Origin of the sequence: Bacillus sp. FSL H8-0492 (assembly GCF_038006145.1) — a bacterium.
GTDB lineage: Bacteria > Bacillota > Bacilli > Bacillales > Bacillaceae_G > Bacillus_A > Bacillus_A mycoides.
Window position 1 is genome coordinate 310,001 of the sequence record NZ_JBBOUP010000001.1, and the last position, 24,990, is coordinate 334,990.

Genomic DNA, 24,990 nt, shown 5'->3' on the forward strand with positions numbered 1-24,990 from the left:
GTCCGTCACAGAGGGTAATAACCCCGTAGTCGAAACTTCGTTCTCTCTTGAATGTATCCTGAGTACGGCGGAACACGTGAAATTCCGTCGGAATCTGGGAGGACCATCTCCCAAGGCTAAATACTCCCTAGTGATCGATAGTGAACCAGTACCGTGAGGGAAAGGTGAAAAGCACCCCGGAAGGGGAGTGAAAGAGATCCTGAAACCGTGTGCCTACAAATAGTCAGAGCCCGTTAATGGGTGATGGCGTGCCTTTTGTAGAATGAACCGGCGAGTTACGATCCCGTGCGAGGTTAAGCTGAAGAGGCGGAGCCGCAGCGAAAGCGAGTCTGAATAGGGCGTTTAGTACGTGGTCGTAGACCCGAAACCAGGTGATCTACCCATGTCCAGGGTGAAGTTCAGGTAACACTGAATGGAGGCCCGAACCCACGCACGTTGAAAAGTGCGGGGATGAGGTGTGGGTAGCGGAGAAATTCCAATCGAACCTGGAGATAGCTGGTTCTCCCCGAAATAGCTTTAGGGCTAGCCTTAAGTGTAAGAGTCTTGGAGGTAGAGCACTGATTGAACTAGGGGTCCTCATCGGATTACCGAATTCAGTCAAACTCCGAATGCCAATGACTTATCCTTAGGAGTCAGACTGCGAGTGATAAGATCCGTAGTCAAGAGGGAAACAGCCCAGATCGCCAGCTAAGGTCCCAAAGTGTGTATTAAGTGGAAAAGGATGTGGAGTTGCTTAGACAACTAGGATGTTGGCTCAGAAGCAGCCACCATTTAAAGAGTGCGTAATAGCTCACTAGTCGAGTGACTCTGCGCCGAAAATGTACCGGGGCTAAATACACCACCGAAGCTGCGAATTGATACCAATGGTATCAGTGGTAGGGGAGCGTTCTAAGTGCAGTGAAGTCAGACCGGAAGGACTGGTGGAGCGCTTAGAAGTGAGAATGCCGGTATGAGTAGCGAAAGACGGGTGAGAATCCCGTCCACCGAATGCCTAAGGTTTCCTGAGGAAGGCTCGTCCGCTCAGGGTTAGTCAGGACCTAAGCCGAGGCCGACAGGCGTAGGCGATGGACAACAGGTTGATATTCCTGTACCACCTCTTTATCGTTTGAGCAATGGAGGGACGCAGAAGGATAGAAGAAGCGTGCGATTGGTTGTGCACGTCCAAGCAGTTAGGCTGATAAGTAGGCAAATCCGCTTATCGTGAAGGCTGAGCTGTGATGGGGAAGCTCCTTATGGAGCGAAGTCTTTGATTCCCCGCTGCCAAGAAAAGCTTCTAGCGAGATAAAAGGTGCCTGTACCGCAAACCGACACAGGTAGGCGAGGAGAGAATCCTAAGGTGTGCGAGAGAACTCTGGTTAAGGAACTCGGCAAAATGACCCCGTAACTTCGGGAGAAGGGGTGCTTTCTTAACGGAAAGCCGCAGTGAATAGGCCCAAGCGACTGTTTAGCAAAAACACAGGTCTCTGCGAAGCCGTAAGGCGAAGTATAGGGGCTGACACCTGCCCGGTGCTGGAAGGTTAAGGAGAGGGGTTAGCGTAAGCGAAGCTCTGAACTGAAGCCCCAGTAAACGGCGGCCGTAACTATAACGGTCCTAAGGTAGCGAAATTCCTTGTCGGGTAAGTTCCGACCCGCACGAAAGGTGTAACGATTTGGGCACTGTCTCAACCAGAGACTCGGTGAAATTATAGTACCTGTGAAGATGCAGGTTACCCGCGACAGGACGGAAAGACCCCGTGGAGCTTTACTGTAGCCTGATATTGAATTTTGGTACAGTTTGTACAGGATAGGCGGGAGCCATTGAAACCGGAGCGCTAGCTTCGGTGGAGGCGCTGGTGGGATACCGCCCTGACTGTATTGAAATTCTAACCTACGGGTCTCATCGACCCGGGAGACAGTGTCAGGTGGGCAGTTTGACTGGGGCGGTCGCCTCCTAAAGTGTAACGGAGGCGCCCAAAGGTTCCCTCAGAATGGTTGGAAATCATTCGTAGAGTGCAAAGGCATAAGGGAGCTTGACTGCGAGACCTACAAGTCGAGCAGGGACGAAAGTCGGGCTTAGTGATCCGGTGGTTCCGCATGGAAGGGCCATCGCTCAACGGATAAAAGCTACCCCGGGGATAACAGGCTTATCTCCCCCAAGAGTCCACATCGACGGGGAGGTTTGGCACCTCGATGTCGGCTCATCGCATCCTGGGGCTGTAGTCGGTCCCAAGGGTTGGGCTGTTCGCCCATTAAAGCGGTACGCGAGCTGGGTTCAGAACGTCGTGAGACAGTTCGGTCCCTATCCGTCGTGGGCGCAGGAAATTTGAGAGGAGCTGTCCTTAGTACGAGAGGACCGGGATGGACGCACCGCTGGTGTACCAGTTGTTCTGCCAAGGGCATAGCTGGGTAGCTATGTGCGGAAGGGATAAGTGCTGAAAGCATCTAAGCATGAAGCCCCCCTCAAGATGAGATTTCCCATAGCGTAAGCTAGTAAGATCCCTGAAAGATGATCAGGTTGATAGGTTCGAGGTGGAAGCATGGTGACATGTGGAGCTGACGAATACTAATAGATCGAGGACTTAACCATATAATATGAAGCACTGTTATCTAGTTTTGAAGGAATATACCTTCATCAGTTTGGTGATGATGGCAGAGAGGTCACACCCGTTCCCATACCGAACACGGAAGTTAAGCTCTCTAGCGCCGATGGTAGTTGGGACCTTGTCCCTGTGAGAGTAGGACGTCGCCAAGCAAAAACCTAAGTCGTTTCGACTTAGGTTTTTTTGTGTTTATTTTTATTTACCGAAGGTTAAAATCCATAAATTTAATAATCCTAAAGACGAAAAAAGAATGAAATAGAGGCAGTTTAAAATAATGGTAATGATTTTTTGTGCTCCGGATTTTTCGAATGCTCCTAAAATAATCCCTAAGAATAGGAAAGATTATTTCTATCATAATAATGAGAGTAGAAAAAATGGGATGATATAAATAAGCATTCAATAATTACAGCAATTACTGCGATAGAGAAAAATAAATAGGATAATAGCACAGTTATTTTTTTTCACGGTTATTCCTCCTTTGAAATTAAATCGTTATAATATAAGTTCTATCGATGTATAGAACACAAGAGAGTATATATATTGATTAAAACATACTGAAGTATTATATAAATAGTTATACGTAAAATAGATCTCTAGAAATATATATTCTAATTCCCTTTCCTTCTTGCATATAGTTGCAATTCTTCTTTTGAATATAACTAAAACACGAACGTTATTGATGACTAATAAAAAAACATTCGATTATTTATTGACATTGTTTATGAAATATTGTTAATATAGCCATAGAAACAATAATATATAAGACCTCATATAATCGCGGGGATATGGCCTGCAAGTCTCTACCTAACGACCGTTATTCGTTAGACTATGAGGGAAAGTCACTCGGTATTTTTCTATTCACAAGGGATACGTATGCCTGAGTAGAGCACTTTCTCTCATAGTAAAAGAGAAACTGTTCTATTTCAGGCTTTTTTTATTTGAATCGGGGGGATTCTAATATGAAATCACTAGTTGGAGTCATAATGGGAAGCACGTCAGACTGGGAAACAATGAAATATGCTTGTGACATTTTAGATGAATTAAATATACCGTATGAGAAAAAAGTTGTATCCGCTCATCGGACTCCGGATTATATGTTTGAATATGCAGAAACAGCTCGTGAACGTGGAGTAAAAGTTATTATTGCTGGAGCTGGTGGAGCAGCGCATTTACCAGGAATGGTTGCAGCGAAGACAAATCTTCCTGTAATTGGTGTTCCAGTTCAATCAAAGGCGTTAAACGGCCTAGATTCGTTATTATCCATTGTCCAAATGCCAGGAGGGGTTCCAGTTGCAACTGTTGCAATTGGTAAGGCTGGTTCAACGAATGCTGGATTACTTGCTGCACAAATACTTGGATCATTTCATGATGATATACATGATGCATTAGAGTTGAGACGAGAAGCTATTGAGAAAACTGTGCGTGAAGGTAGTGAGCTAGTATGACGAGAATCATTTTACCTGGAAAAACAATCGGCATTATTGGAGGCGGCCAGCTTGGAAGAATGATGGCGTTGGCAGCTAAGGAAATGGGTTATAAAATTGCTGTTTTAGATCCTACAAAGCATTCACCATGTGCACAAGTTGCTGATGTTGAAGTCGTTGCACCATATGACGATTTAAAAGCAATTCAGCATTTAGCAGAGATAAGCGACGTTGTCACATATGAATTTGAGAATATTGATTATAGATGTTTACAATGGCTTGAAAAACATGCTTACTTACCACAAGGTAGTCAGTTGTTAAATAAAACGCAAAATCGTTTTACAGAAAAGAATGCAATTGAAAAAGCTGGGTTACCAGTAGCATCGTATAGATTGGTTCAAAATCAAGATCAACTTACAGAAGCAATTAAAGAGTTATCTTTCCCTTCTGTCTTAAAAACAACGACAGGTGGATACGATGGTAAAGGGCAAGTGGTTTTAAAGAGTGAAGCTGATGTTGTGAGAGCAAAAGAACTTACTAATAAAGCAGAGTGCATTCTAGAAAAATGGGTGCCCTTTGAAAAAGAAGTATCAGTTATTGTAATTCGTAGTGTAAGTGGTGAAACGAAAGTATTTCCGGTAGCGGAAAATATTCATGTAAATAACATTTTGCATGAATCTATCGTTCCAGCCCGCATTACAGAAGAACTTTCTCAAAAAGCAATTGCTTACGCAAAGGTACTTGCGGATGAACTAGAACTTGTGGGAACACTAGCGGTAGAGATGTTTGCTACAGCTGACGGTGAGATTTACATTAATGAATTAGCACCAAGACCTCACAATTCAGGACACTATACACAGGATGCATGTGAAACGAGTCAATTTGGTCAACATATTCGAGCAATCTGTAATTTACCTCTTGGAGAAACAAATTTGTTAAAACCAGTTGTCATGGTTAACATTTTAGGCGAACATATAGAAGGGGTCCTAGGACAAGTGAATAGACTAACCGGGTGCTATTTACACTTGTATGGAAAAGAAGAAGCAAAAGCACAGCGAAAAATGGGGCATGTTAATATTTTAAATGATAATATTGAAGTCGCTCTAGAAAAAGCGAAGAGTTTGCATATTTGGGACCATCAAGAACAACTGTTGGAGGGAAAAAGATGATTAATCGTTATACACGCCCTGAAATGGGTGCGATTTGGACGGAAGAGAACAAATTTAAAGCGTGGTTAGAAGTTGAGATTTTAGCGTGTGAAGCATGGGCTGAGCTTGGCGATATTCCAAAAGAAGATGTGAAAAAAATTCGTGAACATGCATCATTTGATATTGATCGTATTTATGAAATTGAAAAAGAAACACGTCATGACGTAGTTGCTTTCACTCGTGCTGTATCAGAAACACCAACATTAGGCGAGGAACGTAAATGGGTTCATTACGGTTTAACATCTACAGACGTAGTAGATACAGCGTTATCTTATATCTTAAAACAAGCAAATGAAATCTTGTTAAAAGACTTAGAAAACTTTGTTAGTATTTTAGCTAATAAAGCGAAAGAGCATAAATACACGATCATGATGGGAAGAACACACGGTGTACATGCAGAGCCAACAACATTTGGTTTAAAACTTGGTCTTTGGTATGAAGAAATGAAACGTAACGTAGAGCGTTTCAAACAAGCTGCTGATACAGTTCGCGTTGGTAAATTATCTGGTGCGGTTGGTACATATGCAAATATTGATCCATTCGTAGAAAAGTATGTTTGTGAAAACTTAGGATTAGAAGCAGCACCAATTTCAACACAAACATTGCAACGTGATCGTCATGCACATTACATGTCAACACTTGCACTAATCGCAACATCTGTTGAAAAGATGGCAGTTGAGATTCGTGGTTTACAAAAGAGTGAAACACGTGAAGTTGAAGAGGCTTTTGCAAAAGGTCAAAAAGGTTCTTCTGCAATGCCACATAAACGTAATCCAATTGGATCTGAAAATATGACTGGTTTAGCTCGTGTTATCCGCGGTTATATGATGACAGCTTACGAGAATGTTCCGTTATGGCATGAGCGTGATATCTCTCACTCTTCTGCAGAACGCGTAATTTTACCAGATGCTACAATCGCGTTAAATTACATGTTAAATCGCTTTGGTAATATCGTTAAAAACTTAACTGTATTCCCAGAGAATATGAAACGCAATATGACAAGAACATACGGCTTAATTTACTCTCAGCGCGTAATGCTTACACTAATTGACAAAGGTCTGGTACGTGAAGAAGCTTATGATATCGTACAGCCTAAAGCAATGGAAGCTTGGGAAACACAAGTACAATTTAAAGAGCTTGTAGAATCTGACGAGCGTATTACAAGTAAGTTAACGCAAGAAGAAATTAACGAATGTTTCAATTATGAACATCATATGCAACACGTTGATACAATCTTTGAACGCCTTGGATTAAACGAAGCGTAAAATTTCATATGGCACAGAATAGAGTCATTCTGTGCCATTCTTTATAAAAATATTATTCACATTTTTCAAACTACAGGGGGCTTGCGAAATGCAAAAGCTAGAATTGCTGTATGAAGGTAAGGCAAAAAGAATTTATCGTACAGAAGCAGCAGATATGGTTTGGGTAGAGTACAAAGATAGTGCGACTGCTTTCAATGGGGAGAAAAAAGCGACAATTACAGGAAAAGGTCGTTTGAACAATGAGATTACAACTTTATTGTTCAGAAAGTTACAAGAAGTTGGAATTAAAACACACTTTGTGGAGAAGTTATCTGATACAGAACAACTTGTCAAAAAGGTGAGTATTATTCCATTAGAAGTTGTCACAAGAAACGTAATTGCAGGTAGTCTTTCAAAAAGACTAGGAATGGAAGAAGGAACTGCTCTTACAACACCAATCGTAGAATTTTACTACAAAGATGATGATTTAGGAGATCCACTTGTAACGGAAGATCATATTCGTTTGTTAAATGTTGCAACACCAGAGCAAGTAAGCGTATTACGAGATGCAGCTCTACAAATCAATCAAGTGATGATTGAGCATTTCGCAAGCTGTCGTGTAAGATTAGTAGATTTTAAATTAGAGTTTGGCGTAACAGAAGAAGGGGAAATCATATTAGCAGATGAAATTTCACCAGATACTTGCCGTTTATGGGATGAAACGAGCAATGAAAAATTTGATAAAGATGTATTCCGTCGTGATCTTGGGAATTTAACAGAAGCATATGAAGAAATTTTAAAACGTTTAGGGGGAGCTTCACATGTATAAAGTTAAGGTATATGTAACGTTAAGAGAAAGTGTATTAGATCCACAAGGAACTGCGGTAAAGGGAGCGCTTCATAGTCTTTCATTTACAGAAGTACAAGACGTTCGAATCGGAAAATATATGGAATTAACAATTGATAAATCAGTATCTGATCTGGATAGCAAGGTAAAAGAAATGTGTGAAAAATTATTAGCAAACGTTGTAATGGAAGACTTCCGTTATGAAGTTGAGGAGGTTGTCGCACAGTGAAATTTGCAGTCATAGTATTCCCAGGTTCGAACTGTGATGTCGATATGTTCCATGCAATTAAAGATGAGCTTGGTGAAGAAGTAGATTATGTTTGGCACGATAGAGAGAATTTAGATGAATATGATGCAATTTTACTACCAGGTGGATTCTCTTACGGTGACTATTTACGTTGTGGTGCTATCTCTCGCTTTGCTAACGCAATGAAAGCAGTGCAAAAGGCTGCTGAGCAAGGAAAGCCAATTTTAGGAGTGTGTAATGGATTCCAGATTCTTGTTGAATCAGGATTACTACCAGGAGCATTAATGAGAAACGAAAACTTAAAGTTTATGTGCCGTACGGTTCAGTTACGTGTTGAAAATAATGAAACTATGTTTACATCACAATATGAAAAAAATGAAGTAATCAATATTCCAATTGCACATGGTGAGGGGAATTACTATTGTGATGAAGCAACTCTTAAACAATTAGAAGAGAATAATCAAATCGCATTCCGTTACGTAGAAAATCCGAATGGAAGCGTTTCAGATATTGCAGGTATTGTAAATGAAAAAGGAAATGTTCTTGGTATGATGCCACACCCAGAGCGTGCTGTAGATGAATTACTTGGCGGTGCTGAAGGGTTAAAAGTCTTTCAATCTATCTTAAAACAGTGGAGGGAAACATATGTCGTTAATGCTTGAGCCAAATCCAACACAAATTAAAGAAGAGCGTATATATGCGGAAATGGGGCTAACAGACGAAGAGTTTGCCATGGTTGAAAAGATTTTAGGCCGTTTGCCGAATTATACAGAAACGGGACTATTCTCTGTTATGTGGTCTGAACATTGTAGTTATAAAAATTCAAAGCCAGTTCTTCGTAAGTTTCCAACGACAGGTGAGCGTGTCTTACAAGGACCTGGAGAAGGCGCTGGAATTGTAGATATCGGTGATAATCAAGCGGTTGTATTTAAAATGGAAAGTCATAACCATCCTTCTGCAATTGAGCCATATCAAGGGGCAGCGACAGGTGTCGGTGGTATTATTCGCGATGTATTCTCTATGGGAGCACGTCCGGTAGCTCTATTAAACTCACTTCGCTTCGGTGAATTACAATCACCACGCGTGAAATATTTATTTGAAGAAGTAGTAGCAGGAATCGCAGGATACGGTAACTGCATTGGTATTCCTACTGTTGGCGGCGAAGTACAGTTTGATCCATGTTATGAAGGAAATCCACTTGTAAATGCAATGTGTGTAGGCCTAATTAATCATGAAGATATTAAAAAAGGGCAAGCACATGGTGCTGGTAATACAGTAATGTACGTAGGAGCATCAACTGGTCGTGATGGTATTCACGGTGCAACATTCGCATCTGAAGAGTTATCTGAAAGCTCAGAAGCGAAGCGTCCGGCAGTTCAAGTAGGGGATCCATTTATGGAGAAACTTCTTATTGAAGCATGTTTAGAACTTATTCAGTCTGATGCACTTGTTGGAATTCAAGATATGGGAGCTGCTGGTTTAACATCATCTTCTGCAGAAATGGCAAGTAAAGCAGGTATGGGTATTGAAATGTACTTAGATGATGTACCGCAGCGTGAAACTGGAATGACTCCATATGAAATGATGTTATCTGAATCACAAGAGCGTATGTTAATCGTTGTGAAAAAAGGTAGAGAGCAAGAAATAGTAGATTTATTTGAGAAGTATGGTCTTGCAGCAGTTACGATGGGGAAAGTAACTGAAGATAAAATGCTTCGATTATTCCATAAAGATGAAATGGTAGCTGAAGTACCAGCGGATGCTCTTGCAGAAGAAGCACCAATTTATCATAAACCGTCAAAAGAAGCAGCATACTTTACTGAGTTCCAGCAGATGAAAATGGAAACACCAAAAGTAGAAGATTATAAAGAAACGTTATTATCTTTATTACAACAACCAACGATTGCAAGTAAAGAGTGGGTATATGATCAATATGATTATCAAGTGCGCACTAGCACAATCGTTACACCAGGTTCAGATGCAGCGGTTATACGTGTACGCGGTACAGAAAAAGGATTAGCAATGACGACAGATTGTAACTCTCGCTACATTTATTTAGATCCAGAAGTGGGCGGTAAAATTGCAGTAGCAGAGGCAGCACGTAATATCGTATGTTCTGGCGGAGAGCCACTTGCAATTACAGATTGCTTAAACTTCGGTAACCCAGAAAAACCAGAGATCTTCTGGCAAATTGAGAAATCAGTAGACGGTATGAGTGAAGCTTGCCGCAAGTTACAAACGCCAGTTATCGGCGGGAATGTATCAATGTATAACGAGCGTAGTGGTGAAGCTGTATATCCAACACCAACTGTTGGGATGGTTGGACTTGTACACGATTTAAAACACGTAACAACACAAGAATTTAAACAAGCTGGCGATTTAGTTTATGTAATCGGAGAGACGAAAGCTGAGTTTGGCGGAAGTGAATTACAGAAAATGATCTACGGAAAAATTTTCGGTCAATCACCAAGCATCGATCTAGATGTAGAATTAAAACGCCAAAAGCAAGTACTAGCAGCAATTCAAGCTGGCCTTGTTCAATCTGCACATGATGTTGCAGAAGGTGGTTTAGCAGTTGCAATTACTGAAAGTGCAATTGGTGCTAACGGTTTAGGTGCTACTGTGAAATTAGACGGAGAAGCAACAGCAGTATTATTTGCAGAATCACAATCGCGCTTCGTTATAACCGTAAAACGTGAAAATAAAGAAGCATTTGAGAAAGTTGTTGAAGCAATTCAAGTTGGAGAAGTGACAAATACAAATGAAGTAACAATTCATAATGAAGAAAATGAAGTATTACTTACAGTAAATGTAGATGAAATGAGAAAGGCTTGGAAAGGGGCAATCCCATGCTTGCTGAAATAAAGGGGTTAAATGAAGAATGTGGCGTTTTTGGAATTTGGGGGCATGAAAATGCAGCACAAGTTTCGTACTACGGATTGCACAGTTTGCAGCACCGTGGGCAAGAGGGCGCAGGCATTGTTGTAAATAATGGGGAAAAAATCATCGGTCACAAGGGGTTAGGTTTAATATCAGAAGTGTTTTCAAGAGGTGAGCTAGAGGGATTAAACGGGAAATCAGCAATTGGACACGTACGATATGCAACAGCTGGTGGAAGTGAAGTTGCTAACGTTCAACCATTATTATTCCGTTTTTCCGATCATAGCATGGCGTTAGCTCATAACGGAAATTTAATTAATGCAAAAATGCTTCGTCGTGAATTAGAGGCAGAGGGAAGTATTTTTCAAACAAGTTCAGATACAGAAGTACTTTTACACCTCATTAAGCGTAGTACAAAAGATTCTTTAATTGATAGTGTAAAAGAGGCTCTAAATAAAGTGAAAGGTGCGTTTGCATATCTTTTACTAACTGGAAATGAAATGATCGTTGCGCTAGATCCAAATGGATTCCGTCCTCTTTCAATTGGAAAGATGGGGGATGCTTACGTTGTAGCATCGGAAACATGTGCTTTCGATGTAGTTGGTGCAACATACATTCGTGATGTAGAACCTGGTGAATTGCTTATTATCAATGATGAAGGAATTCACGTAGATCGTTTTACAAATGAAGTAGACCATGCGATTTGCAGTATGGAATACATTTACTTTGCACGTCCAGATTCTAATATAGCTGGTATTAATGTTCATGCAGCACGTAAAAACATGGGGAAACGTTTAGCGGCGGAAGCTCCTATTGAAGCTGATGTTGTTACTGGTGTACCAGACTCTAGTATTTCAGCAGCAATTGGTTATGCGGAGGCGACAGGAATTCCGTATGAGTTAGGGTTAATTAAAAATCGTTACGTTGGACGTACGTTTATTCAACCTTCTCAAGAACTGCGTGAGCAAGGGGTTAAGATGAAGCTTTCAGCAGTAAGAGGCGTAGTTGAAGGAAAACGAGTTGTTATGATTGACGATTCTATCGTAAGAGGAACGACAAGTAAACGAATTGTTCGTATGCTTCGCGAGGCTGGAGCGACAGAAGTCCATGTAAGAATTGCTTCACCACCTCTTAAGTATCCATGCTTCTATGGCATTGATATTCAAACGAGAAAAGAATTAATCGCAGCAAATAATTCAATAGAAGAAATCCGTCAAATCATCGGAGCAGATTCACTAACATTTTTAAGTGAAGATGGATTAGTAGATGCAATTGGACGCCCATATGAAGGGAAATACGGTGGTCTATGTATGGCTTACTTCAATGGAGACTATCCAACAGCTCTTTATGATTATGAGCAAGAGCTTTTAGAAAGTATGAAATAAGAAGAAAAAAGCTTCTACTTCTTTTGATGTAGAAGCTAGCTTCTTTCTTAGAACGGCCGCCCTGGATGGGGAGAAATTAAAAGACGAGGTGTAAAAAACGATGGCGAATGCATATAAGCAAGCAGGAGTAGATATTGAAGCTGGATATGAAGCGGTATCTCGCATGAAAAAACACGTACAAACAACTATGAGAAAAGAAGTGCTAGGCGGTTTAGGCGGTTTTGGAGGTATGTTTGATCTATCAAAATTTGCATTAGAAGAACCTGTATTAGTATCTGGAACAGATGGCGTGGGAACGAAATTGATGCTCGCTTTTATGGCAGATAAACATGACACAATTGGTATTGATGCAGTAGCAATGTGTGTAAATGATATTGTTGTCCAAGGAGCAGAGCCGCTTTTCTTCCTTGATTATATTGCTTGTGGTAAAGCTGAACCTAGTAAAATTGAAAACATCGTCAAAGGTATATCAGAGGGCTGTCGCCAAGCTGGTTGTGCATTAATTGGTGGAGAAACAGCTGAAATGCCAGGAATGTATTCTACAGAAGAATACGATTTAGCTGGTTTTACAGTTGGAATTGTTGATAAAAAGAAAATTGTAACAGGTGAAAAAATTGAAGCTGGTCACGTATTAATTGGCTTAGCATCTAGCGGTATTCATAGTAACGGTTATTCTTTAGTACGAAAAGTATTACTAGAAGATGGAGAACTATCTTTAGACCGTATTTACGGCCGCCTAGAACTACCTCTTGGTGAAGAATTATTAAAACCAACGAAAATTTATGTCAAACCTATTTTAGAACTATTGAAGAAACATGAAGTATACGGTATGGCGCATATTACAGGTGGCGGGTTCATTGAAAATATTCCACGTATGTTGCCAGAAGGAATCGGTGCGGAAATTGAATTAGGATCTTGGCAAGTTCAACCGATCTTCAGTTTACTTCAAGAAGTTGGAAAACTAGAAGAGAAAGAAATGTTCAATATTTTTAACATGGGTATTGGTATGGTAGTAGCAGTAAAGGAAGAAGAGGCAAAAGATATTGTTCGTCTTCTTGAGGAACAAGGCGAGAAAGCTCATATTATTGGACACACTGTACAAGGGTCTGATGTTACCTTTATTGAGGGAACGGAAGTATGAGTAGATTAGCAGTTTTTGCTTCTGGGAGCGGCTCTAACTTTCAATCTCTCATTAATGCGGTAGAAGACAAAATATTGGATGCAGATATTAGTTTATTAGTATGTGATAAACCAGAGGCACGCGCTATTGGACGGGCACACTATCACCATATTCCGTGTTTTTCCTTTTCAGCGAAAGCATATGAGTCAAAAGAAGCATTTGAAAAAGAGATATTAAAAAAGCTAGAAGAGTATGAAATTGATTATGTTATTTTAGCAGGATATATGCGTTTAATTGGAACGACTTTACTAGAAGCGTACGGCGGGAAAATTATTAATATTCATCCATCACTACTACCGAGTTTTCCAGGGAAAGATGCTGTTGGTCAAGCGTTAGAAGCGGGTGTGAAAGTAACCGGAGTAACGATTCACTATGTAGATGCAGGTATGGATACAGGTCCAATTATTGCACAAGAAGCAGTAGTTGTTTCTGAAGGGGATACGAGAGAAAGCTTACAAAAGAAAATTCAACAAGTTGAACATAAATTATACGTAAATACAGTGAATCAAATTGTTCAGTCTGTGAAAAAACCAACTGTTAACTAACATACAACCAGGGGTGAAGGATAAATGAAAAAGCGTGCATTAGTAAGTGTTTCAGATAAAACAGGAGTAGTAGAATTTGTTAAAGGTTTACTTGAACAAGGGATTGAAGTTATTTCAACAGGTGGTACGAAAAAATTATTAGAAGAAAACGGTTTGCAAGTAATTGGTATTTCTGAAGTAACTGGTTTCCCAGAAATTATGGATGGTCGTGTAAAAACATTACATCCAAATATTCATGGTGGTCTATTAGCAGTTCGTGATAATGAAATGCATGTAGCGCAAATGAATGAATTAGGTATTCAACCAATTGATTTTGTTGTTGTTAACTTATACCCATTTAAAGAAACAATCGCTAAGCCTGATGTAACATTTGCTGATGCAATTGAAAATATTGATATCGGTGGCCCAACAATGATTCGCTCTGCTGCGAAAAATCATAAATTTGTATCGGTAATTGTAGATCCAGTAGATTATGATGTTGTATTAGCAGAACTGAAAGAGAACGGTGAAGTAACAGAGGAAACGAAACGTAAATTAGCAGCGAAAGTATTCCGTCATACAGCGGCATATGATGCGTTAATTTCTAACTACTTAACAGAGCAAATGGGCGAAGAAAGCCCTGAAACAGTAACGGTGACATTTGAGAAAAAACAAGATTTACGCTATGGCGAAAATCCACATCAAAAAGCGACATTCTATAAAGCGCCATTCGCAGCAACTTCTTCTGTTGCATACGCAGAACAATTACACGGTAAAGAATTATCTTATAACAATATCAACGATGCGGATGCAGCACTTAGCATCGTGAAAGAATTTACAGAACCAGCAGTAGTAGCGGTAAAACATATGAATCCATGTGGTGTTGGAGTAGGAACTGATATTCACGAAGCATATACTCGTGCTTATGAAGCGGATCCAGTATCAATCTTCGGCGGTATTATTGCAGCAAATCGTGAAATTGATAAAGCTACAGCAGAAAAGTTACACGAAATTTTCTTAGAAATTGTTATCGCTCCTTCGTTCTCGCAAGAAGCTTTAGAAGTGTTGCAAAGTAAGAAGAACTTACGCTTACTAACTGTAAATATTGAAAAAGCGACAAGTGCAAGCAAAAAACTAACTTCTGTACAAGGTGGTCTTCTTGTTCAAGAAGAAGATACGTTATCATTAGATGAGGACGCAATTTCAATTCCAACGAAACGTGAACCATCAGAGCAAGAATGGAAAGATTTAAAACTAGCTTGGAAAGTTGTAAAACATGTGAAATCAAATGCAATTGTTTTAGCGAATGATAACATGACAGTTGGTGTAGGCGCGGGACAGATGAACCGTGTAGGTTCTGCAAAAATCGCAATTACACAAGCTGGCGAAAAAGCACAAGGTAGCGCACTTGCATCTGATGCTTTCTTCCCAATGCCAGATACAGTAGAAGAAGCAGCAAAAGCTGGAATTACAGCAATCATCCAACCAGGCGGATCGATTCGTGATGAAGATTCTATTAAAATGGCAGATGCGTATGGGATTACTATGGTGTTCACTGGCGTACGTCATTTCAAACACTAATAGAGGATGTTAAAAAAGTCCGGTCAAGATAACTGTCGCATGTCGTCGTTGCAATGCCAGTGCGGTACTCATGTAGGAAAGCTACACTCCGTGTCCTCCTGGCAAATGCGCCTCGACCTGCTCGGTTCTCTTGATCCTCCTTTTTAAACTTTTATTGATATGAAAACAAACTAGGAGCATAGCTTCTAGTTTGTACTTATTTAATTATTGGGGGATGAAATATGAATGTTTTAGTAATCGGCCGTGGTGGACGTGAGCATGCTTTAGTTTGGAAATTTGCACAATCTGAAAAGGTAGAAAAAGTATATGTAGCGCCAGGTAATGAAGGTATGCGAGATGTTGCAACACCAGTTGATATTGATGAGAATGATTTTGATGCATTAGTCTTATTCGCAAAAGAAAACAATGTAGGCTTAACTTTCGTTGGACCAGAAATTCCACTTATGAATGGAATCGTTGATCGCTTTAAGGAAGAGGGACTTCGTGTATTTGGACCTAATAAAGCGGCTGCGGTTATTGAAGGTAGTAAAGCTTTTACAAAAGAATTGATGAAAAAGTATGATATTCCAACTGCGGCATATGAAACTTTTACAGACTATGAAGAGGCAGTAAAGTACATTCGGAAAGTTGGTGCACCGATCGTAATTAAGGCAGATGGGTTAGCTGCTGGTAAAGGTGTAACCGTAGCAATGACGCTTGAAGATGCATTACAAGCTGTGAAAGAAATGCTGCAAGATGTGAAATTCGGTGAAGCAAGCAAGAAGGTCGTTATTGAGGAGTTTTTAGATGGACAAGAATTTTCATTAATGGCATTCGTAAATGGAACAACCGTACATCCGATGGTAATTGCTCAAGATCATAAACGCGCTTTTGATGCTGATAAAGGTCCTAATACAGGCGGAATGGGTGCATATTCCCCAGTACCACAAATTCCGGAATCAGCGGTTCAAGAAGCGATTCAAAGAGTATTACATCCAACTGCTAAAGCGATGATCCAAGAAAATCGTTCGTTTACAGGAATTTTATATGCGGGGCTTATTTTAACGAATGATGGTCCAAAGGTAATTGAGTTCAATGCACGCTTTGGCGATCCTGAAACGGAAGTTGTATTACCACGCTTAGAAAATGATTTAGTTGATGTATGTAACGCTGTATTAGATGAAAGTGAATTAACGTTACAATGGTCAAAGGAAGCAGTTATTGGTGTCGTACTTGCTTCGAAAGGATATCCAGAAGCATATAAAAAAGGTGAAATTATTAACGGATTAGATGCACTGCAAGATGTAATAGTTTTCCATGCGGGTACAGCGATGAAACATGGTGACTTTGTAACAAACGGTGGCCGTGTATTATTTGTTGCTTGTAAGGCGAATAATTTACAAGAAGCGAAAGATAAGGTCTATAAAGAAATCGGTAAAATTGAGAGTGATGGTTTATTTTACCGAAGTGATATAGGATATCGTGCAATTGGGCATGAGATGACGAGAAGCTAATATATAAAAAATCCCGCTGATTTCTCAGCGGGATTTTTTATGCATCTTTATCTTTTTTTAATTTCCCTTTTTGCTTTGCCATTTCTCGAAGTAAATACTCGATGTGTGCATTGACGCTACGAAACTCATCATTCGCCCATTTTTCGATGACTGCGTGTAATTCAGGATCAATACGTAATGGAAAGCTTTTCTTTTTGGCCATAATCACTTACAACCTTTAGTATAGGCTTCCTGTATTAATAACTGGTTGCGCACCTTTATCTGAAACGATGGCAACTAATAAATTGTTCACCATATTTGCTTTACGCTCGTCATCGAGTTCCAGTACGCCTTCTTCATCTAACATATGGATTGAATCTTTCGCCATCTTCACAGCACCTTCAACAATCTCTTTTCTAGCAGCTAATACTGCTTTTGCTTGTTGACGCTGGAGCATTGCATGGGCAATTTCTGTTGCGTAAGCTAAATGTGTTAAACGAGTTTCTAATACTTCTACGCCAGCGATTTCAAGTCGTGCTTCTAACTCACGCTTTAATTCTTCAGAGATCTCTTCAGTATTTCCTCGTAACGTGATGCAAGTTTCATCTTGGAAATTATCATAAGGATATTTTGTAGCAACGTGGCGGATTGCTGTTTCACTTTGAATTTCTACGAATCGATCGTAATGCTCAACACCAAACATTGCTTTTGCGGAATCAACAACTTTATATACGATAACGGCTGCAATTTCAATTGGATTACCCTCAACATCGTTTACTTTTAATTTCTTACTGTTAAAGTTTTCAACACGTAAAGATACAGTTTGACGAAAAGCGAATGGAATTGTTAAAAATAAACCATTTTGACGAATTGTTCCTAAATAACTACCGAAGAACGTAATAACTTTCGCTTGATTCGGTTGAACGATACCGATACCTGTAGCTAAAACAGATGCTAATATGAGAGCTAAAATAGCTATTACAAACATTTCTTGTACAAGGCAAAATACACCGATAGCGGCTAAAACTAAAATTCCAATAACGCCGAGAAATCCATTAACATAAAATACTTGTTTTTCTTTCATATGATCGCCTCCTTGATATAAAAATGATATCACTTTTATATCATTACATGCAAGAGGGTTACACCTAATTTTCTGAATTTTATTGTTTGATATCTTTTATGTACGTTTTAAGGGTGAAAAAAGAATGTATGTTCTGTTTCGTGGTAAAATAAAGAAGACTTAGCTGCCCACTGCAGCAGCTAAGTCCCTTTGAGAGCATCTTGCATCGTGACAAATGATTCAAAGCGGTTTTGCCAGGATTAATTCTTCAATCGCTGACTCAATCTCTTTGTCAGAAGTGTCATAACTTCCATCTGACTTTGACTTTGGCTTGTCATGACTGGAAGCTGAATTAACTTCTTCTTTATTATGTCCTTTTTCAGTGAAATCCATGCTAGGCATTTTAAATGCGCTCATATTCATATATTTTCCAAACTTACAGGCTTCAACAATAGGGCAGAAACGAACGATCCCCTCCGCAATTTTCATGGCACCAATCCATAGCAAAACTTTAGACCAAGTGCACCAAGGTTTACGTACGAGTTTAGCTGTACTACAACCGAAGAGGATGAGTCCGAGTGTAATTCGAATTAGAGCACTAATTGTGCCGATGTTTTGCTTCATTAGAAAAACACTCCTTTTTAATTAACTTCGAAATAGAAAATACTATTTCATTTGTTAGTATTCCGTATAAGTTTTTTGATATGTAATCCAACATTTGACGTTGAAAAAGATGTTGGATTGGGCGTGTGTGTAGGTAGCTTTTTTTGTTATAATGAAAGAATGCGTAAAAGGAAGTTCAAAAAGTCCGGTAAAGATAGCTGCCGCATTTCATCGTTGCATACGCCAGTCCGGTACTCATGTAGGAAAAACTACATTCCGTTCCTCCTGGCGAATGCGCCTCGATCTGCTCGGCTCTCTATATCCTCCTTTTTGAACAAATATAGTAGGGAAGTTCAAAAAGTCCGGTAAAGATAGCTGTCTCATTTCATCGTTGCATACGCCAGTCTGGTAAAGATATAGCAAGGAATGTAAAAAATCTTGATAAAAATTAACTGTTATTTTGAACAGAAATTATATAACTAGAGAAAAGAAAGGGTGTTTTCATGTACGATATTTCCAAATGGAAACATGTATTTAAGCTTGATCCAAATAAGGAGTTAAGTGACGAACATTTAGAAATGATTTGTGAATCTGGAACGGATGCTGTTATTGTAGGCGGAAGTGACGGTATAACAATTGATAACGTATTACACATGCTAGTTAGCATTCGTAGATATGCAGTGCCTTGTGTGTTAGAGGTTTCTGATGTGGAGGCAATTACACCAGGATTTGATTTTTATTACATCCCAAGTGTTTTAAATAGCCGAAAAGTAGAATGGGTAACAGGTGTTCATCATGAGGCATTGAAAGAATTTGGGGATATTATGGACTGGGACGAAATTTACATGGAAGGGTATTGTGTTTTAAACCCAGAAGCGAAAGTAGCCCAGCTTACAGATGCAAAATGTGATTTAACAGAAGATGATGTTATTGCATATGCGCGTTTAGCAGACAAGCTATTACATTTACCGATATTCTATTTAGAATATAGCGGGACCTATGGAGACATTGAGCTTGTTAAAAATGTAAAAGCAGAATTGAAACAAGCTAAGCTATATTATGGCGGTGGTATTTCTAATGCAGAACAAGCGAAAGAAATGGCGCAGTATGCTGATACAGTAGTTGTTGGAAATATTATTTATGATGATATAAAATCGGCATTAAAAACAGTTAAAGCAGTAAAAGGAGAGTAGGTGCAGGCACATATGAGTACGACAGATAAGTTATTAAATGGTTTAAATCCGCAGCAACAAAAAGCAGTACAAACAACAAATGGAGCACTTCTATTAATGGCAGGCGCAGGTAGTGGGAAAACACGTGTGTTAACACACCGTATTGCATATTTACTTGGTGAAAAAGGTGTGGCGCCATGGAATGTACTAGCAATTACCTTTACAAATAAAGCTGCTCGTGAAATGCGTGAGCGTATTGATAAACTTGTTGGACCAGAAGCAGAAGATATTTGGATTTCTACGTTCCACTCTATGTGCGTACGTATTTTACGACGTGATATTGACCGCATTGGTATTAATCGTAACTTTACAATCTTAGATTCAGGTGATCAGTTAACTGTAGTAAAAAAAATTATGAAGGAGCGCAATATTGACCCGAAGAAGTTTGAGCCGCGCTCTATTTTAGCGGGTATTAGCAATGCGAAAAATGAACTGTTATCTGCAGATAAATATGCAAAAAAAATTACAACCGCTGATCCATATGAAAAATTAACGAGCGATGTATATACAGAATATCAAAAACGTCTTTTGAAAAATAACTCATTAGACTTTGATGATTTAATTATGACGACGATTCAGCTATTTGAACGTGTTCCAGAAGTACTAGAGTTTTATCAGCGTAAATTCCAATATATTCACGTTGATGAGTATCAAGATACGAACAAAGCTCAGTACCTTCTTGTTAAACATTTGGCATCACGTTTTAAAAACCTTTGTGTTGTTGGTGATTCGGATCAGTCTATTTACCGCTGGCGCGGGGCTGACATTTCTAACATTTTGTCATTCGAAAAAGACTATGAGAATGCACAAGTTATTCTGTTAGAACAAAACTATCGTTCATCACAAAATATTTTAAATGCAGCTAATGCTGTAATTGAAAAAAATTCAAACCGTAAACCGAAGAAATTATGGACAGAAAATCAAATTGGAAGCAAAATCTCGTATTATCGTGCTGCAACCGAAAAGGACGAAGCGTATTTTGTTGCGAAAAAAATTCGTGACGATATTCAAATGGGGAACCGAAAATATACTGATTTTGCAGTGTTATATCGTACAAATGCCCAGTCTCGTATGATTGAGGAGATTTTCCTGAAATCTAATATCCCTTACAAAATTGTCGGAGGTACTAAGTTCTACGACCGTAAAGAGATTAAAGACATTTTGGCGTACTTACGTTTAATTGGGAATCCAGATGATGAGATTAGTTTTGGACGTATTATAAACATGCCAAAGCGCGGGATTGGTGCGACTTCTATCGATAAAATTATTAATTATGGTGTGCAAAACGGAATCTCATTAACTGCTGTATTTGATGAGATTGAGCATGTTGGTGTAAGTGCAAAAATAACAAAAGCAGTAAAAGAATTCGCAAGTTTATTACACAACTGGGTAAATATGCAAGAGTATTTATCTGTTACAGAATTAGTAGAAGAAGTTATTGAGAAGACAGGCTATCGCGATATGTTGAAAAATGAGCGTTCTTTAGAAGCAGAAGGTCGTTTAGAAAACTTAGACGAGTTTTTATCTGTTACACAAACATTTGAATCCCAAAGCGAAGATAAGAGCCTTGTTGCATTCTTAACAGACTTAGCTCTTGTTGCTGATATTGATCGTGTAGATGAAGATCCAACTGCTGGTGAAGAAGTTATTTTAATGACGATGCACTCAGCAAAAGGATTAGAGTTCCCAGTTGTCTTTATTGTTGGCTTAGAGGAAGGGATATTCCCGCATACTCGTTCTCTTATGGAAGAGGATGAAATGCAAGAAGAGCGTCGTCTTGCCTATGTAGGTATTACTCGTGCAGAAGAAGAGCTATACTTATCCAATGCTCAAATGCGTACTTTATTTGGTAGAACAAGTATGAACGCTGCCTCTCGATTTATTACAGAAATCCCGGCAGAGCTAGTAGAATCGTTAAATGAAACAGCGCCGAAGCGTGAAACTTCGTTTGGTGCAAAAGGCAGAACGACAAGTACAAGTAAAATGACAACTACAACTACAACTACAACTACAACACGTTCTCGTTCAGCTTTCGCGCGTCCAGCTGTTAAGACGACAGGTGGCGAGCAAATTGGCTGGGGAATAGGCGATAAAGCTGCTCACCAAAAGTGGGGAGTCGGTACAGTTGTAAGTGTAAAGGGTGAAGGAGATTCAAAAGAATTAGATATTGCGTTCCCAAGCCCAATTGGTATTAAACGTTTATTAGCAAAATTTGCACCTGTGACGAAACAATAGGAAAGGACTGAGGATATGTCAAAAGAGATAGCCAAAAAACGTATAGAAGAACTGCGTGATTTGTTAAATACATTTAACTATCAATATCACGTATTAGACAATCCTTCTGTTTCTGATGCGGAATATGACCGTGATATGCAGGAGCTTATAAAATTAGAAGCAGAGAACCCAGAGTTTATGAGTGAAGACTCTCCCTCCATTCGCGTTGGGGGGACTGTTCTTGATATATTTGAAAAGGTAACGCATAAATCACCAATGTTAAGTTTAGGAAACGCGTTTAATGAAGGAGATTTGCGTGATTTTGATCGAAGAGTACATCAGGGAATTGATGATGCGAATGTAAGATATATATGCGAATTAAAAATTGACGGACTTGCTGTTTCACTTCATTATGAAAAAGGACGCTTCATTCAAGGAGCAACACGTGGTGATGGTATAACGGGTGAAGATATTACCCAAAACTTAAAAACGATTAAAGCTATCCCGCTGCGTTTAAATGAAGAAGTAACGTTAGAAGCACGAGGCGAGGCTTATATGCCGAAGCGTTCATTCGTTAAATTAAATGAGGAAAAAGAGCAAAATGGTGAAGATGTATTTGCGAATCCACGTAATGCGGCAGCAGGATCGATACGCCAACTTGATCCGAAAATTGCAGCGAAGCGTAACTTATCTATGTTTGTGTATGGTCTTGCTAATGTAGAAGAAAAAACAATTCCATCCCACAGTGAATCACTGGATTTCTTAGGTGAGCTTGGATTTAAGACGAATCCAAATCGTCGTACATGTGAAACAATTGAAGACGTAATAGCCTATGTAGAAGAGTGGCAAGAAAAACGCCCGCATCTTGATTATGAGATTGACGGAATCGTTATAAAAGTAGACGATGTTGCTATTCAAGAAAGCTTAGGAACTACAGCAAAGAGTCCAAGATGGGCAATAGCTTATAAATTCCCAGCTGAAGAAGTTGTGACGAGATTAACAGGGATTGAATTAAGTGTCGGCCGCACAGGAGTTGTAACACCAACTGCAGAGCTCGAGCCAGTTAGAGTGGCTGGTACTATCGTTCGTCGTGCTTCTTTACATAACGAAGATTTAATTCGTGAAAAGGATATTCGAATTGGTGACTACGTTGTTGTGAAAAAGGCTGGAGATATCATTCCTGAAGTTGTGAACGTTATTTTTGATAAGCGTACTGGTGAGGAAGAAGAATATCATATGCCAACGCATTGTCCAGCATGTGAGAGTGAACTTGTTCGTTTAGAAGAAGAAGTAGCACTTCGATGTATAAATCCGACTTGCCCAGCTCAAATTCGTGAAGGATTAATCCATTTCGTTTCAAGAAATGCAATGAATATTGATGGACTTGGAGAACGTGTAATTACACAACTCTTTGATGCGGATTATATTCGTACGTTTGCTGATTTATATTCATTGACGAAAGAGCAATTATTAGAGCTAGAACGTTTCGGTGAAAAATCAGCAACAAATTTAGTCCAAGCAATTGATAATTCTAAGGAAAACTCATTAGAGCGATTATTATTCGGTCTTGGTATTCGTCATGTCGGTGCGAAAGCGGCACGTACATTTGCTGAGCATTTCGAAACGATGGATGAGCTTGTGAAAGCGACGGAAGAAGAATTAAAAACAATTAATGAGATTGGTGAAAAAATGGCTCAATCCGTTGTAACGTATTTCGATAATGAAGACGTATTAGAGCTATTACAACAATTTAAAGAGTATGGCGTGAACATGGCATACAAAGGTATAAAAATTGCTGATTTACAAAATGTTGAATCGTACTTCGCAGGAAAAACTGTCGTCTTAACAGGGAAATTAGAAGTTATGGGCCGCAGTGAAGCGAAGAAGAAAATTGAGGCATTAGGCGGAAAAGTAACAGGAAGTGTTAGTAAAAGTACGGATTTACTTGTTGCTGGTGAAGCTGCAGGCTCGAAATTAGCGCAAGCAGAGAAGCACAATGTTGAAGTTTGGAATGAAGAGAGGTTCTTACAAGAGCTGAATAAGTAAGAGGTGCAAACTTACGATGAAAAAAATAGCGTTAGCGGTATTAAGTCTTAGCCTACTTGTAAGTGGGTGTAGCATTGGTTCTAATAAAGATGAAAAAACAGTTGAGAAATCGGGGAAAGCGAAAGAGCAAGCTGTTATCCCAAAATACTCGATTTCGGATGAATATTATAAGACAACAGTTCCATTTAATGCAGGATCTGCACGTGGTTTAGTTGTGCAAGGTTTAAATAGTCGTCTAGATGTAGATGAATTTGAAACAGGATTAATGCGTATTGCCAAAGAATCATTTAGCACGAAAGATTATTTCTTTAAAGGCGGAGACGTTTTAGATACTCAAAGTGTTCAAATGCTTGTAAAAAGAAAGCGTACAGACGCTGAACAAAAAGAGCTAGAGGACAAGTTGAAAAAAGATGCAGTTAAATTTCCGAATGTAGGGTTGAATCCAGCCTTAAGTGAAGGATCAGAATCGCTAGAAGTAAAGAATAAAAAAAGTCCAATGTATATCTCAAATATTTTAGAGCATGATTATTATGTAAGAAAAGGTGAGAACGATGTTGAACGTGGTGGCATTGTAGTTGGATTAGCGATGAATTCTGTTCAATATTATGAGGAAGAGCATGGTTATCCGCGTGAGGCTGCAATTCCAGATGTAAAAATGTTAGCTGAAGGGAAAAGGATGGCCCAAGAAATCTTGAAAGTAATGCAGCAAAAAAAGCCTGAAATAAAAAATATTCCGGTTACATTTGCGATTTATCGTCAAGGTCCAAAGTCTTCGCTTGTACCAGGGAATTTTGTTTCTTATGCTAAGGTAGAAAAAGGTAGTGAAACGGTTGAGGATTGGAAACCAATCAATGAGAAATATTATTTGTTCCCGTCAGAACAGGCAAAAGCGGATAATAAACGTGAAGACCTTGCAAGGGTGTCAAACTTTAAAGCGAAGTTAAGTGAGTATTTCCAAGGCGATTATACAGCTGTTATCGGTACTGGAATGTATAGAGATGATGAATTAAGAGAAATGAAGCTCGATATTCCTGTCCAATTCAATGGGAAAGCTGAAGTAATTGGTTTTACACAATATGTAGCTGGACTTGTTATGGAATACTTCCCGAATTATATGAAAGTACAAGTAACAATTAAATCTGTAGAACGTCCAGAAGCAATTATTATACGTGAAGCGAAGCAAGATGAACCATTTGTGAAAATTTTAGATTAAAGATGAGAGCTGTTCCATAAAGGAACAGCTTTTTTTCTTGAAAAATTT

19 protein-coding genes, 2 rRNA genes, 1 pseudogene and 1 riboswitch (1 of these 23 running past the window's edge) are annotated in these 24,990 nt (G+C 39.3%); of the genes and pseudogenes, 18 read left to right on the forward strand and 4 right to left on the reverse strand.

Features of this window, described 5'->3' with window-relative positions:
- Window positions 1–2,566: ribosomal RNA gene (locus MHH66_RS01720) — 23S ribosomal RNA — on the forward strand; it begins 356 nt to the left of the window's first position.
- 49 nt (window positions 2,567–2,615) lie between these two features.
- Window positions 2,616–2,731 (forward strand): 5S ribosomal RNA (rrf, locus tag MHH66_RS01725).
- A gap of 43 nt (window positions 2,732–2,774) precedes the next feature.
- Here rrf and MHH66_RS01730 read toward each other — a convergent pair.
- Window positions 2,775–3,028, reverse strand: a pseudogene (locus MHH66_RS01730) (hypothetical protein).
- Window positions 3,029–3,326: 298 nt separating this feature from the next.
- Window positions 3,327–3,428, forward strand: a riboswitch (purine riboswitch).
- A gap of 110 nt (window positions 3,429–3,538) precedes the next feature.
- On the opposite strand from MHH66_RS01730, the gene purE reads away from it, so the two are divergent.
- The 12 genes from purE (at window position 3,539) to purD (ending at window position 16,592) form a co-directional block, all read left to right on the forward strand.
- Window positions 3,539–4,024, forward strand: a complete 486-nt coding sequence (gene purE / locus MHH66_RS01735; protein WP_002167058.1) for a 5-(carboxyamino)imidazole ribonucleotide mutase — start codon at window positions 3,539–3,541, stop codon at window positions 4,022–4,024.
- On the forward strand, window positions 4,021–5,172 hold the full coding sequence (gene purK, locus MHH66_RS01740; RefSeq protein ID WP_002140188.1) for a 5-(carboxyamino)imidazole ribonucleotide synthase: 1,152 nt from the start codon (window positions 4,021–4,023) through the stop codon (window positions 5,170–5,172). The genes purE and purK overlap by 4 nt, the downstream gene beginning before the upstream one ends.
- The gene (gene purB / locus MHH66_RS01745; protein ID WP_002139387.1) at window positions 5,169–6,476 is read left to right on the forward strand and encodes an adenylosuccinate lyase; all 1,308 of its coding nucleotides are present in this window, start codon (window positions 5,169–5,171) and stop codon (window positions 6,474–6,476) included. Before purK ends, purB begins: the two co-directional genes overlap by 4 nt.
- Before the next feature lie 88 nt (window positions 6,477–6,564).
- Window positions 6,565–7,284 carry a phosphoribosylaminoimidazolesuccinocarboxamide synthase gene (gene purC, locus MHH66_RS01750; protein ID WP_002029482.1) on the forward strand — a complete coding sequence of 240 codons (720 nt, stop codon included), beginning with the start codon at window positions 6,565–6,567 and terminating at the stop codon, window positions 7,282–7,284.
- A complete protein-coding gene (purS, locus tag MHH66_RS01755) occupies window positions 7,277–7,531 on the forward strand; it encodes a phosphoribosylformylglycinamidine synthase subunit PurS (RefSeq protein WP_000278823.1) in 255 nt (84 codons plus the stop codon). Before purC ends, purS begins: the two co-directional genes overlap by 8 nt.
- Window positions 7,528–8,211, forward strand: coding sequence for a phosphoribosylformylglycinamidine synthase subunit PurQ (purQ, locus tag MHH66_RS01760; RefSeq protein WP_002140189.1), 684 nt, complete (start codon window positions 7,528–7,530; stop codon window positions 8,209–8,211). Before purS ends, purQ begins: the two co-directional genes overlap by 4 nt.
- Window positions 8,195–10,414: a phosphoribosylformylglycinamidine synthase II gene (gene purL / locus MHH66_RS01765; protein ID WP_078185499.1), complete on the forward strand. Its 2,220-nt coding sequence runs from the start codon at window positions 8,195–8,197 to the stop codon at window positions 10,412–10,414. The genes purQ and purL overlap by 17 nt, the downstream gene beginning before the upstream one ends.
- Window positions 10,399–11,814, forward strand: coding sequence for an amidophosphoribosyltransferase (gene purF, locus MHH66_RS01770; RefSeq protein WP_002124870.1), 1,416 nt, complete (start codon window positions 10,399–10,401; stop codon window positions 11,812–11,814). The genes purL and purF overlap by 16 nt, the downstream gene beginning before the upstream one ends.
- Window positions 11,815–11,914: 100 nt before the next feature.
- Window positions 11,915–12,955, forward strand: coding sequence for a phosphoribosylformylglycinamidine cyclo-ligase (gene purM / locus MHH66_RS01775; protein WP_063217649.1), 1,041 nt, complete (start codon window positions 11,915–11,917; stop codon window positions 12,953–12,955).
- A complete protein-coding gene (gene purN / locus MHH66_RS01780) occupies window positions 12,952–13,539 on the forward strand; it encodes a phosphoribosylglycinamide formyltransferase (protein WP_002124872.1) in 588 nt (195 codons plus the stop codon). Before purM ends, purN begins: the two co-directional genes overlap by 4 nt.
- 24 nt (window positions 13,540–13,563) lie before the next feature.
- Window positions 13,564–15,099, forward strand: coding sequence for a bifunctional phosphoribosylaminoimidazolecarboxamide formyltransferase/IMP cyclohydrolase (purH, locus tag MHH66_RS01785; protein ID WP_002167054.1), 1,536 nt, complete (start codon window positions 13,564–13,566; stop codon window positions 15,097–15,099).
- 221 nt (window positions 15,100–15,320) lie between these two features.
- Window positions 15,321–16,592, forward strand: coding sequence for a phosphoribosylamine--glycine ligase (gene purD / locus MHH66_RS01790; protein WP_078185498.1), 1,272 nt, complete (start codon window positions 15,321–15,323; stop codon window positions 16,590–16,592).
- A gap of 37 nt (window positions 16,593–16,629) precedes the next feature.
- Here purD and MHH66_RS01795 read toward each other — a convergent pair whose 3' ends face one another.
- The 3 genes from MHH66_RS01795 to MHH66_RS01805 all read right to left on the reverse strand — a co-directional run bounded on the left by MHH66_RS01795 (window position 16,630) and on the right by MHH66_RS01805 (window position 18,258).
- A complete protein-coding gene (locus tag MHH66_RS01795; RefSeq protein ID WP_001085171.1) occupies window positions 16,630–16,794 on the reverse strand; it encodes a toxin-antitoxin system HicB family antitoxin in 165 nt (54 codons plus the stop codon).
- 15 nt (window positions 16,795–16,809) lie between these two features.
- Window positions 16,810–17,655 (reverse strand): SPFH domain-containing protein, encoded by an 846-nt coding sequence (locus tag MHH66_RS01800; RefSeq protein WP_002063557.1) that lies wholly within the window; start codon window positions 17,653–17,655, stop codon window positions 16,810–16,812.
- Between the two features lie 219 nt (window positions 17,656–17,874).
- The gene (locus tag MHH66_RS01805) at window positions 17,875–18,258 is read right to left on the reverse strand and encodes a YgaP family membrane protein (RefSeq protein ID WP_078185497.1); all 384 of its coding nucleotides are present in this window, start codon (window positions 18,256–18,258) and stop codon (window positions 17,875–17,877) included.
- 482 nt (window positions 18,259–18,740) lie between these two features.
- Between MHH66_RS01805 and MHH66_RS01810 the strand changes: the two genes are divergently transcribed.
- From MHH66_RS01810 to MHH66_RS01825, 4 genes are read left to right on the forward strand one after another with little or no spacing between them, the layout of a single operon-like run.
- Window positions 18,741–19,430: a heptaprenylglyceryl phosphate synthase gene (locus tag MHH66_RS01810; protein WP_002029470.1), complete on the forward strand. Its 690-nt coding sequence runs from the start codon at window positions 18,741–18,743 to the stop codon at window positions 19,428–19,430.
- A 12-nt stretch (window positions 19,431–19,442) separates the two neighbouring features.
- Window positions 19,443–21,704, forward strand: coding sequence for a DNA helicase PcrA (gene pcrA / locus MHH66_RS01815; protein ID WP_078185500.1), 2,262 nt, complete (start codon window positions 19,443–19,445; stop codon window positions 21,702–21,704).
- Window positions 21,705–21,719: 15 nt separating this feature from the next.
- Entirely contained in the window at window positions 21,720–23,729 is a 2,010-nt protein-coding gene (ligA, locus tag MHH66_RS01820) for an NAD-dependent DNA ligase LigA (protein WP_063217653.1), read from the forward strand.
- Between the two features lie 16 nt (window positions 23,730–23,745).
- Complete coding sequence (locus MHH66_RS01825) at window positions 23,746–24,942, forward strand: CamS family sex pheromone protein (RefSeq protein ID WP_063217654.1); 1,197 nt, start codon at window positions 23,746–23,748, stop codon at window positions 24,940–24,942.
- The last annotated feature ends 48 nt before the right edge of the window (window positions 24,943–24,990 follow it).